An 11,721-nucleotide genomic window follows, 5' to 3' on the forward strand; every position below is an offset into this window, starting at 1 on the left:
CCCTCTTGGGGGAGGTTTCGGAGGGGGCCGTCGAGGCCCCCCCCGAGCACCTAGATGCGAGTCCTCCTCGTCGGCGGCGGTGGCCGCGAGCACGCCCTGGCCTGGAAGCTCGCGCAGAGCCCGCACGTGACCCGCCTCTACGCGGCGCCCGGCAACCCGGGCATCGCCGAGGTCGCCGAGTGCGTGCCGATCGCGGTGGACGCCGTGTCGGAGCTGGCCCGCCTGGCCACGCGGGAACGGATCGCCCTCACCATCGTCGGCCCGGAGCTGCCGCTCGCCCTCGGGATCGTGGACCACTTCGCGGAGCAGGGCCTTCCGGCCTTCGGGCCCACGCGGGCGGCCGCCGAGCTCGAGAGCTCCAAGATATTCGCCAAGCAGCTCTTCGCCCGCTACGGGATCCCGACCGCGCGCTTCGGGACCTTCGAGGATCCCGTCAAGGCCCGCGAGTTTGCGCGGGGCCTCGGCGGCCGGGCCGTCGTGAAGGCCGATGGCCTGGCGGCCGGGAAGGGCGCCGTCGTCTGCCGTGATCTCCCGTCGACCGAGCAGGCCATCGGCGACATGCTCGAGCGGCGCGTGTTCGGAGCCGCCGGCGCTCGCATCGTGGTCGAGGAGTTCCTCGAGGGGGAGGAGGTCTCCCTCTTCGCCCTCACCGACGGCCACGCGATCTGCCCGCTCGGAGCCGCCCAGGACCACAAGGCCGTGTTCGACGACGACCGGGGCCCGAACACGGGAGGGATGGGCGCCTACTCGCCGCCGCCCGTCCTCGGCGCCGAGCTGACGGGGACGATCGTCGAGACGGTGCTGCGCCCTACCGTCGAGGCGATGCGGGCCGAGGGGCGTCTGTTTCGCGGCGTCCTGTACGCCGGGCTCATGCTGACGCGCGAGGGGCCGAAGCTCCTCGAGTACAACGTCCGCCACGGCGATCCCGAGTGCCAGGCTCTCATGGTCCGGCTGGCGGGCGATCTCCTCCCTCTGTGCCGGGCGGTCGCCGAGGGCGCCGGCCTGCCGCCGGAGGTCGCCTGGCGTCCCGAGGCGGCGGTGTGTGTCGTGCTCGCCTCCGGTGGGTACCCGGGGTCGTATGCGACGGGTCACGCGATCACCGGCATCGAGGCGGCCGCCCGACACGCGGGCGTCTCGGTCTTTCACGCCGGCACGGCGGTGCGGGACGGGCGCCTCGTGACGGCCGGGGGCCGCGTCCTCGGCGTGACCGCGCGCGGACCCGACATCCCGGCGGCGATCGAGGCCGCCTATGCCGCGGTCGCGGAGATCCGCTTCGAGGGCATGCACTACCGGCGGGACATCGGGCGCCGAGCATCGCGACGCCTCGGGAGACCGGCATGAGCCGGGCCAGCGCGGGGCCGCGGGTCGGCATCTTGATGGGAAGCGACTCGGACCTCGAAGTGCTGCAGGAAGCGGCCAGGGTGCTCGAGGCCCTCGGGGTCTCGTACGAGATGACGGTGGCGTCCGCCCACCGGACGCCCGAGCGGACTCGGCGGTGGGTGCAGGAGGCGGCCGGCCGCGGTGTCCGGGTCTTCATCGCCGGCGCCGGCGGTGCCGCCGCGCTGCCGGGCTTCGTGGCGTCCGAGACGACGATGCCCGTGATCGGCGTACCGATGCCATCGGTGCTGAACGGCCTCGACTCGCTCCTGTCGATGGTCCAGATGCCGCGAGGGGTGCCCGTCGCGACCCTCGCGATCGGCAAGCCCGGCGCCGCCAACGCCGGGATCCTGGCCGCCCAGATCCTCGCCGTGGCGGACGAGGCCGTGGCGCGACGGCTCCGGACCTTCCGCGACGAGCTGGCCCGGGAGGTGGAAGCCCGGGCTCGGAAAGTCGAGGCCGCGGCACGGCCGGATCCCACGCGTGGGGGCAGCGCGTGACACACGGTCCGGGGGCCGACCGCGGCGCCGGATGACCACCCGGGAGGCCCGCGCGCGAATGCTCCCGATCGACCCGGAGCGCCCGGCCCCGGCCATCTTGGTCACCGCCGCCGGTGTCATCCGGGACAGCGGCCTGGTGGCCTTCCCCACCGAGACCTTCTACGGCCTGGGCGCCAACGCGCTCGACCCCGAGGCCGTGGCGCGGGTGTTCCGCGCCAAGGGGCGGCCGGCCGACAAGCCCCTCCTCGTCCTCGTCGATTCGCTGGCGATGGCCGAGGCCGTCGTCGCCGAGCTGCCCGGCCGGGCCCGGCAGCTGATCACGCGCTACTGGCCCGGGCCGCTCACGCTGATCCTGCCGGCCCGATCTCATCTTCCCGCCGCGCTCACCGCGGGAACCGGCACGATCGGCGTGCGCGTCTCCGGCCACCCGCTGGCCCGCGCCCTGGCGCAGGCGGCGGCCCTGCCGATCACGGCGCCCAGCGCCAACCTGCACGGAGACCCGAGCCCGCGGACGGCGGCCGAGGTGATGGCCAGCCTCGGCGACCGCGTGGATCTCGTCCTCGACGGCGGTGTGACGGCCGGCGGGCCGCCCTCCACCGTGCTCGACCTGACCGGGGTCGAGCCGCGCATCGTGCGGCCCGGGGCGGTGGTGCTGACACCTGACGACCTCAGGCCCGCCTGACGCGTGGAGCTGGTCTCCCGCCGGGCCCTCGTCCGCCTGGCCGTCCTGGTGTCACTGCTGGCCGCCGCGGGCGTGGTCGTGTGGCTCCTGATGCTCCGCATGCCGGGCGCGAGCCATCACGGAGCGCTGGCCCCGCTCACGGACCCCGAGGTCGCCCTCCGCGACGAGCTGCGCCGGCACGTCGCGGTGCTGGCGGGGGAGATCGGCGAGCGCCACCTTCTCGTCCCGGCGAAGCTCGCCCGGGCGGTAGAGTACCTGGAGGCGACGTTCGCCAGCGCCGGCTATCACGTCCGCCGCCATACCTACGAGATCGAACATCAGGCGCTTCCCGCTCCCGAGGCGGTGCGCGTGTTCCACAACCTCGAGGTGGAGCGCCCCGGCGCCGCCCGGGCCGAGGAGATCGTCCTCGTCGGGGCCCACTACGACACCGTTCTGGGTACCGGGGGCGCCAACGACAACGCCAGCGGCGCCGCCGCCGTCCTCGCCCTGGCCCGGCGCTTCGCGAGCCGCACGCTGCCCCGGACGCTCCGGTTCGTCCTGTTCGCCAATGAGGAGTTCTACTTCCAGCGGCCGCAGATGGGCAGCCTCGTCTACGCCCGGGCACTCCGCCGGCGCGGCGACCGCGTGGTCGTGATGCTGAGTCTCGAGACGATCGGTTATTACTCGGACCGCGAGGGCAGCCAGCTCTATCCCCCGCCGCTGGGTCTGGTTTTCCCGTCGGTCGGTAACTTCGTCGGGTTCGTCGGGAACCTCGGCTCACGGGCCGAGGTCCGGTCGGCGATCGCCGCGTTTCGCCGCCATGCCCGCTTCCCCTCGGAGGGGGCGGCCATGCCACCCATCCTGCCCGGGATCGCGTGGTCGGATCACTGGGCGTTCTGGCAGGCGGGCTATCCCGCGCTCATGGTCACCGACACCGCGCCGTACCGCTATCAGTGGTACCACCATCCGGGAGACACCCCGGACAAGCTCGACTACGAACGGATGGCGCGCGTGGTCGCCGGACTGGGGTCGATGCTGGCGGAGTTGGCGGGGCTCCCCGGGGCGGGCGCTCAGTGAGGCGGCCCGGCTCGATCATCGAATGGTGAGGGACAGGGGCACGTGGTATCATTTGAGTGAGCCTCGATGCCTCATGTGAGCGGCGTCGTCCTGGCTGGCGGCAAGAGCCGGCGGATGGGCGGGTCGCCGAAAGCCCTGATTCCCTTCGGCGAGCGGCCGCTCATCCAGCACATCGTGGACGCACTGGGTTCCGTTCTGCCGGACTGTCTGATCGTGACCAACTCGCCGGAGCTGTACGGGTTTCTCGGCCTGCCGATGGTTGGCGACGCCTTTCCGGAAGGGGGCTCCCTCGGCGGGATCTACTCCGGGCTCCGGGCGGTCCCCGGGGAGGCGGCGATCTGCGTCGCGTGCGACATGCCCTTTCTCGCCCCGCGGCTCATCGCGTACCTGGCCGGGCGGGCCGGCGAAGCGGACGTCGTGATCCCGGAGGCGGCCGGGGAGCTCCAGCCGCTCCACGCCGTCTACTCGAAGGCCTGCCTCCCCGCCATGGAGCACCGCCTCCGCGCGGGCCGGCTCAAGGTCGTCGGCTTCTTCGACGAGGTGCGCGTCCTGCGCGTCCCGGCCGAGACGGTCGCGCAGTACGCGGTCCCCGAGCTGGCGTTCATGAACCTCAACACGCCCGACGACCTGGCGCGAGCCGGCGCGTTGTGGGGCGAGCGGTCCGTGGCCCACGGAGGGCGGCACGTCTGAGACACCGTGACGAATGACCCTCGAGCACCACAGGCTGAACTGATGCCCGCCGAGCGCCTCCAGACGGGGCGCGAGATCGGCTCCATCGCGAAGCTGAACGGGCTGCCGGCGGCCGTCCGGGAGGGACTCTACACGCGCCTGGTGCCGTCCGAGGTCCTGGCGCGGGTGGCCGTGGACCGGCGCACCGGCATGAACGCGGCCGGGGATCGACTCGTGCGCGTGGTGGCCTCGCCGGGGCAACCCTGGGCGCGGGTCGAGGTGCGCGCGGCCTGGGACGACCGCGACCCGCTGCTGCTGGTCGACGTCGAGACGAGCCCTTTCGGGGTGCCCGAGCTCTCGTTCGTCCAGATCACCGACCCGACCAGCCCACGCTTCGACATCGACCGCGATGCGGCCGGGCGCGACACGCTCTTCGGCACGGAGACGCGGAACCGGCCGGAGGAGGCGCGGGCTCTCGCCGCCGGCCTCGCCCCGGGCCAGGTACGCCACGGGCTCCGGCTCCTCGGGCACGTGATGACGGCGATGGAAGACTTTTGCCGGCTCCTGGGGACGGAGCTGTTTCTGATCGAGCCGCTCTTCTACCATTCGGCGCTCCTGTACGAGCGTCACGGATGCGCGTACCTCTTCGGCCGTGAGCTGATGGAGGAGATCGATACGGAGTTTCGGCCGGGCGGGCGCCTCCAGGCGGCGCTCGACGGATCGAGCGTCTTCCGGCAGCCGGGCATGGCCGAAACGATCCGGGGACGGAGCTGGGCGATCCACGACGGGATCCTGAGCGCCCTGAACGGCGCTTCGTGGGGCGGGGTCAAGATGTACCGGCAGGCCGGCCGTCCGGCGGACATTTCGACCTTCCCCGGGGCACGCTACTGATGGCGCTCGCCGAGGCGCGGACGCTCGTCGACGTCCTCGCGGCCCGGGCTCGCCTGGAGCCGGATGAGGTCTACTTCGAGGTCTACGACGAGCCGATCACGTATCGCATGCTGTGGGGGATGAGCGGTCGGTACGCGGCGGGCCTCGCCGCGGTCGGGATTGGCCGGGGGGACCGGGTGGCGATCCTCCTGCCGACCTGCAAGGAGTTCTTCGCGACCTTCTTCGGAGTCATGGCCCTCGGCGCCATCCCCGTCCCGCTCTATCCCACGTCGGGCCCCGAGACGCTGGCGGCGATCTTCGCCCACTCGGGCGCCCGGGCCGCCGTGACCATCTCGTGGTTCGAGGCGGCGATTCGGCGCGCCCAGGGGAGCGCGCCCACGCTCGAGCGGCTCCTCGAGCCCGACGAGCTCGAGCGGAAGGCCGAGCCGGCCGCGCGGCCGAGCCTCACGGGCGAGGACACCGCGTTCCTTCAGTACACATCCGGCTCCACCGGGCAGCCGAAGGGAGTGGACCTGCCGCATCGAAGCGTCCTCGCCAACATCCGGGCCTTCGTCGACGCCGTCCAGCCTCGCCCCCGGGAGCCGGTCGTCAGCTGGCTCCCGCTCTACCACGACATGGGGCTGATCGGCCTCGGGCTCGGTTCGCTCTACGCCGGGTGCCATCTGCACCTCCTGCCCCCGGACCTCCGGAATCCGCGCCAGTGGTTGGAGCTCGTGACGGCGACGCGGGCCGGGATCACCGCGTCCCCCGACTTCGGCTACCGGAACTGCGTCCGGAACGTCCGCGATCGCGCCGGTCTCGACTTGTCCTCGCTCCGGCTGGCGTTCACCGGGGCGGAGCCCGTGCGGCCAGAGACGGTGAGGGACTTCGAGGCCTGCTTCGGGCTCAAGAACGTGCTGGTGCCGGCCTACGGGTTGGCCGAGGCGACGCTGGCCGTGGCCGTGGGTGATCTCGGGGTGCCCATCCGGGTCGATCCTTCCGGCCGGTTCGTGGGCGCGGGGCGGCCGATTCCGGGGGTCGAGGTCGCGATCTGGGAGGATGCTCCGGAGGGCGAGGACGGCCGCTTCCTCCCGTCTGGTGAGGTCGGCGAGATCGTCGTGCGAACACCGGCCGCGATGCGTGGCTACTACCGCGATCCGGAGGCGACGGCCCGGGCGTTTCGCTCCGGCTGGCTACATACCGGCGACCTCGGGTACCTCGAGTCGGACGGTTATCTGTTCGTGGTCGGGCGGCAGAAGGACGTGATCATCGTGCGCGGGGAGAACGTGATGCCGCTCGACGTCGAGAAGGTGGTGGATACCGTGTCCGGTGTCCGATACTCGGCGGCGGTGGGCCTCGGCTCCGAGCGCGTGAGCACCCAGCGCCTGGTGATCGTCGCCGAGGTTCGGGACCCCGACACCGGCCCCGAGCAGGCGTCGGCCCTGGTGCGAACCATCGTCCGGGCCGTCCGCGGGATCCGGGGCTTCCGGCCCTCCCGCGTCCTGCTGGTCCGCCCGGGGACCATCCCCAAGACCACGAGCGGGAAGATCCAGCACGCGCGACTGGTCGAGCTGGTGACGAACGCGGAGCTGGGCGACGCCCTGGTCTATCCGTCGCGGGATGCCGCGCTGCGGCGCTCGCGCGCCCGGGGGGATGGCTAAGAAGCGGAGCGCCCGGCGGCGTCCCGTGCGGCCGCGCAAGCCGATGCCCCGAAAGCCGCCGAAGGTCGAGGTGCCGCCGACCGTTTACCGGCGGCGCCCCAAGCATCCGAAGCCGCCGAGCCCGGAAATCTGAGCGATGTGTCGGAGCAACCCGGTGCCGACCAGCGAGCGCGTGGAACGGCGGGGCCTCTTCCGAGCGGCGGCTTCGCCGCCGCGACGACGGCGGGGCATCGGGGTCTTCCGAGACCCCCCCGAGATTTAGAGATGCGGCCGGCGGTCGTGGTCCACTACCACGAGATCAGCCTCAAGGGCGGGAACCGCCCGTTGTTCCTCCGGCGACTCGGCAGGAACATCATGCAGGCGACGGCCGGGTGCGGCGTGCGGGCGGTCCGCCGCCTGCCCGGACGGCTCGTCCTCGACCTCGCGCCCGATGCCGACCTCCCCGCTCTGCGGGCGCGGATCGGGACGGTCTTCGGCGTCGCGAATTTCGCGCCGGGGCTCGCGCTGGCGCCCGACCTGGAGACGGTCAAGGCGGCCGTGCTCGAGCTGCTCGAGGGGCGGAGCTTCGAGTCGTTCCGGATCACGGCGCGCCGGACCTTCAAGGTCTTTCCCATGACCTCGGAGGAGGTGAACCGCGAGCTCGGCGCCCTGGTGCTCAAGCACTTCCCCACGCGCGTCAACCTCACGCAGCCCGCGCTGACGGTGTACGTGGAGCTCCTGCCGCGAGAGGCGCTCGTCTACGTGGATCGGGTGCCGGGCCCGGGCGGACTGCCCGTCGGCGTCTCCGGGCGGGTCCTGAGCCTGCTGTCCGGCGGGATCGATTCCCCGGTCGCCGCCCGTCGCCTCCAGAAGCGCGGGTGCGAGGTCGAGTTCGTCCACTTCCACTCGGTGCCCTACCTTGCCGACACCTCTCAGGGGAAAGCCCGCGCCCTCGTCGGCCGGCTCGTCCGCCACCAGTTCACCGCCCGGCTCTGGCTCGTGCCGTTCGGCGACATCCAGCGTGAGGTGGTGCTCGCGGTGCCGCCGGCCCTCCGTGTGGTCGTCTACCGTCGCCTCATGGCGCGCATCGCCGAGGCACTGGCCGGCCGGGTCGGGGCCCTGGCGCTGGTGACCGGCGAGAGCCTCGGCCAGGTGGCCTCGCAGACGCTCGAGAACATCGCGCGCACGACCGAGGTGGTGAGCCTCCCCATCCTCCGCCCGCTCATCGGCATGGACAAGGAGGAGATCATCCGGGAGGCGAAGGCGATCGGCACCTACGACATCTCCATCGAGCCGGACCAGGACTGCTGCACCCTGTTCGTCCCGAAGCACCCGGAGACCCGGACGAGCGTCGCCTCGGTGACGCGGGCCGAAGCCCGGCTGGAGGTGGCCCGTCTGGTGGAGGAAGGCGTCGGGAAGGCGACCGCGGAGACCTTCGCGCTCTCAGGGGCCGCCCTGGCCGGCGCCGACCCCACGCCGGAGGGCTCCTAGGAGCCCTCCGGCGTGCCCGGGCGTCACGCGATGACGGACCGCCGACCGTTGGGTGTTCCGCTCCGAGCGCGGGCTTTGCCCGCGCAACCCTCCTGGGGGAGGTCTCGGAGGGGGCCGTTGAGGCCCCCTCCGAAGAGCTAGGACATGGCCGAGCGCTCCAAGGTGCTGGTGGTCGAGGACGAAGAGCGGATTCGGACGCTCTTCGAGGACGCCCTGAGTCTGTGGGGGTACCACGTCACCACCGCCAGCACCGGAGCCGAGGCGATCGAGCTGATCCAGGGACAGCTCTTCGACACGGTCCTCTGCGATATCCGGATGCCCGAGATGGACGGCCTCACCATCCTGCGCGAGATCAAGCGCCACGATCCGTCCATCGAGGTCGTCATGATCACGGGCTATCCCGCCGTCGCCACGGCCGTGGAGGCTCTCAAGCTCGGCGCCTACGACTACCTGGCCAAGCCCGTCAGCCTGGACGAGCTCCATCACCTGATGGACCGTCTCATGGAGCGACGCTTCCTCCGGCGGGAGGTGAGCTCGCTCCGCAGCCGGCTCGGGGTCGAGCTCCCGCTCAAGGAGATGGTGGGAAGGTCGCCCCGGATGCAGCGCGTCCGGGACGTGGTCGCCAAAGTCGCCACCACCGACTCTCCCGTCCTGATCGAGGGCGAAAGCGGGACGGGCAAGGATCTCGTGGCCGCCGGTATCCATCGGCTGTCCGCGCGAGGCAAGGGACCGTTCATCCCTGTCAACTGCGGGGCGGTGCCCACCGAGCTCCTGGAGTCCGAGTTCTTCGGCCACGTGCGGGGGGCCTTCTCGGGTGCCGTGGCCGACCATCTCGGCCTCTTCCGCTCGGCCCACGGCGGCACGCTCTTCCTCGACGAGGTGACCGAGCTCCCGCCCGCCCTGCAGGTCAAGCTCCTGCGTGTCCTCGAGGAGAAGGAGATCCGGCCGGTCGGGTCGGCCAAGAGCCATCCGGTGGACGTCCGGGTCATCGCCGCGACCAACCGGAACCTGGAGCAGGCCCTCCGGGACGGTGTCCTCCGCCAGGACCTCTTCTACCGTCTCAACGTGGTACGGCTCGCGATGCCTCCGCTCCGTGATCGCAAGGAAGACATCCCCGCTCTCGCGAGCTACTTCTTGCGCCAGCTCAACGAGCGGTTCGGGCGGGACGTGACGGGGGTCTCCTCCGAAGCGATGGCGGCGCTCGTGGCTCACGACTTTCCGGGCAACGTCCGGGAGCTGGAGAACCTCCTCGAGCGCGCCTATGCCCTGGGCGCGCGGGGCGAGATCATGCTCGCGGATCTGCCGGCCCTGGCGCCGACGATCCAGAGCCCACCTTCGGGCCGAGAGCTGCCCAACCTCGCCGAGGTGGAGCGCGAGCTGATCCTCCGGGCCTTGCGGCTGCACGGGAACGACAAGGAGCGGGCCGCCCGCGCCCTCGGCATCTCCCGCCGCACGCTCTACCGTCGCCTCAAGGAGTACGGCCTCTAGTTTCTTCGGAGGGGGCCTCTGCGGCCCCCTCCGAGACCTCCCCCAGGACAGGTTGCGCCGGCAAAGCCGGCGCTCGGAGCAGGCACAGCAACCGTCGGCGGTCCGGCGTTCGCGTAGCGCCTGGTTAACCCGACAGGCTCCCAGTGTCCCACGCGAGCCGCCGGGTTCGCAATTCCATCCCGGCCCGCTCCGGCATGCTAGACTCCCGCTATGAGGGCCCGGCCGGGCATCGCCGAGTGGTTCGCAGAAGAGGGGCTCGCCCTCGGCGGGTGGCCGGGGGAGCCGGGCGCGCCATGGACCTCGATCTGATCCGAAGCCTCGTCATTTCCGGCACCAGCAAGATCGTCCTCCTCTCCGCCGACGGCCTCGGCGGGTTCCCCCATCCCGAGACGGGCCGCTCCGAGCTCGAGACCGCGCGGCTGCCGCACCTCGACGCGCTGGCGCGCCGGGGGGCCTGCGGCCTGATCCGCCACGTGGCCCCCGGGATCACGCCGGGGAGCGGGCCCGGGCACCTCGGCCTCTTCGGCTACGACGCGCTCCGCTATCGGGTGGGGCGCGGGGTCCTGGAAGCGCTGGGGATCGAGTTCGACCTCCGGCCCGGGGATCTGGCCGCCCGCGGGAACTTCTGCACGGTGGACGCGGCCGGGCGGATCACCGACCGCCGCGCCGGGCGGATCCCCACCGCGCGCTGCGTGGAGCTGGTGGCACGGCTGCGCCGCATCCGGCTTCCCGAGGTCGAGGTCTTCGTCGAGCCGGTCAAGGAGCACCGCTTCGTGCTGGTCCTGCGCGGCCCGGACCTGTCCGGGCCCCTCTCCGAGACGGACCCCCAGGCGACCGGGCGGCCGCCCCTCCCCGTCGAGCCGCTGGCCCCCGAGGCGCGCCGGGCCGCCGACCTCGTCAACCGGTTCGTGGACGAAGCCCGCCGCCTCCTCGCCGACGCCGGGCCGGCCAACATGGTCCTCCTGCGCGGGTTCGACCAGCTCCCGGCGCTCCCCCGGTTCCCCGAGGTCTACGGGCTCCGCGCCGCCGCGATCGCGGCCTACCCGATGTACCGGGGACTGGCGCGGCTCGTCGGGATGGACGTGCTCAAGACCGGGGGCGCGTTTGGCGAAGAGGTCGGGACCCTCGCCGCCCACTGGGCGGCCTACGACTTCTTCTTTCTCCATTACAAAGACACCGACAAGGCGGGCGAGGACGGGGACTTCCCCGGCAAGGTGGCGGCCCTCGAGCGTCTCGACGCCGAGATCCCGGCCATCGAGGCCCTCCGGCCCGACGTCCTGGTGGTGACCGGGGACCATGCCAGCCCGGCCGTGCTGAAGGGCCACTCCTGGCACCCGGTCCCCGTGCTGCTCTCCGGCCTGTACGCGGGAGCCGACGCGGTGGAGCGCTTCACCGAGCGGGCCTGCGCCGCCGGGAGCCTCGGGACCTTCCCGGCCCACCAGCTCATGCCGCTGGTCATGGCGACCGCCCTCCGGTTCACCAAGTTCGGCGCCTAGGTCATTTTCGGGGGGGTCTCGGAAGACCCCCCCGATGCCCCCCCACCGTGGCGGCGGCGAAGCCGCCGCTCGGAGCACTCCTCGATGCCCCACGCGCTCGGTGGCCGGCGCCGGGTTACTCCGACACGCGCCTAGCGGGTGGGACTGGGCCTCGGTCAGGCGCGCACGCCCGGAGCCGCAATACTTGACCCCCTCCCCGGGGAGGGGTACAGTCGAGATGCACCCACACGTCGTCTCTTTCCGGCCTCCGTGGGCTTGAAAGCGGGAGAGTGGTCATGGAGGCGCCGAAGCCGCAGCGCCCGCTGCCCCGGGCGCGAAACCACTCCGGGAACCGACAGTCCCGGGCCGGTCCGACCTCGCCCGACCGCCGGGCCGCGTTCGACGTCGTGGCGCTGGCGGCCTCGGCCGGGGGACTGAAGGCCCTGAGCCGTCTCCTGGCCGCGCTTCCCCAC

Annotated in this window: 10 protein-coding genes; all 10 read left to right on the plus strand. The window is 72.4% G+C overall.

Annotated features, from left to right (window positions below; all coding sequences use genetic code 11):
• Positions 1-54: 54 nt before the first annotated feature.
• The 10 genes from purD to VGW35_14705 all read left to right on the plus strand — a co-directional run bounded on the left by purD (position 55) and on the right by VGW35_14705 (position 11,269).
• Positions 55-1,341 carry a phosphoribosylamine--glycine ligase gene (gene purD / locus VGW35_14660; GenBank protein HEV8308900.1) on the plus strand — a complete coding sequence of 429 codons (1,287 nt, stop codon included), beginning with the start codon at positions 55-57 and terminating at the stop codon, positions 1,339-1,341.
• A complete protein-coding gene (gene purE, locus VGW35_14665) occupies positions 1,338-1,877 on the plus strand; it encodes a 5-(carboxyamino)imidazole ribonucleotide mutase (protein ID HEV8308901.1) in 540 nt (179 codons plus the stop codon). Before purD ends, purE begins: the two co-directional genes overlap by 4 nt.
• A gap of 31 nt (positions 1,878-1,908) precedes the next feature.
• Entirely contained in the window at positions 1,909-2,559 is a 651-nt protein-coding gene (locus VGW35_14670; protein HEV8308902.1) for an L-threonylcarbamoyladenylate synthase, read from the plus strand.
• Between the two features lie 3 nt (positions 2,560-2,562).
• Positions 2,563-3,615: a M28 family peptidase gene (locus VGW35_14675; GenBank protein ID HEV8308903.1), complete on the plus strand. Its 1,053-nt coding sequence runs from the start codon at positions 2,563-2,565 to the stop codon at positions 3,613-3,615.
• A 75-nt stretch (positions 3,616-3,690) separates the two neighbouring features.
• Positions 3,691-4,305: a molybdenum cofactor guanylyltransferase gene (locus VGW35_14680; protein HEV8308904.1), complete on the plus strand. Its 615-nt coding sequence runs from the start codon at positions 3,691-3,693 to the stop codon at positions 4,303-4,305.
• Between the two features lie 42 nt (positions 4,306-4,347).
• Complete coding sequence (locus tag VGW35_14685) at positions 4,348-5,175, plus strand: hypothetical protein (protein ID HEV8308905.1); 828 nt, start codon at positions 4,348-4,350, stop codon at positions 5,173-5,175.
• The gene (locus tag VGW35_14690) at positions 5,175-6,815 is read left to right on the plus strand and encodes an AMP-binding protein (protein HEV8308906.1); all 1,641 of its coding nucleotides are present in this window, start codon (positions 5,175-5,177) and stop codon (positions 6,813-6,815) included. Before VGW35_14685 ends, VGW35_14690 begins: the two co-directional genes overlap by 1 nt.
• 264 nt (positions 6,816-7,079) lie before the next feature.
• Complete coding sequence (gene thiI / locus VGW35_14695) at positions 7,080-8,285, plus strand: tRNA uracil 4-sulfurtransferase ThiI (GenBank protein HEV8308907.1); 1,206 nt, start codon at positions 7,080-7,082, stop codon at positions 8,283-8,285.
• Positions 8,286-8,429: 144 nt separating this feature from the next.
• Positions 8,430-9,773, plus strand: a complete 1,344-nt coding sequence (locus VGW35_14700; protein ID HEV8308908.1) for a sigma-54 dependent transcriptional regulator — start codon at positions 8,430-8,432, stop codon at positions 9,771-9,773.
• A 293-nt stretch (positions 9,774-10,066) separates the two neighbouring features.
• Positions 10,067-11,269, plus strand: a complete 1,203-nt coding sequence (locus VGW35_14705) for a 2,3-bisphosphoglycerate-independent phosphoglycerate mutase (GenBank protein HEV8308909.1) — start codon at positions 10,067-10,069, stop codon at positions 11,267-11,269.
• The last annotated feature ends 452 nt before the right edge of the window (positions 11,270-11,721 follow it).

It is taken from the genome of Candidatus Methylomirabilota bacterium (assembly GCA_036005065.1).
Lineage (GTDB): Bacteria > Methylomirabilota > Methylomirabilia > Rokubacteriales > DASRDR01 > DASYQW01.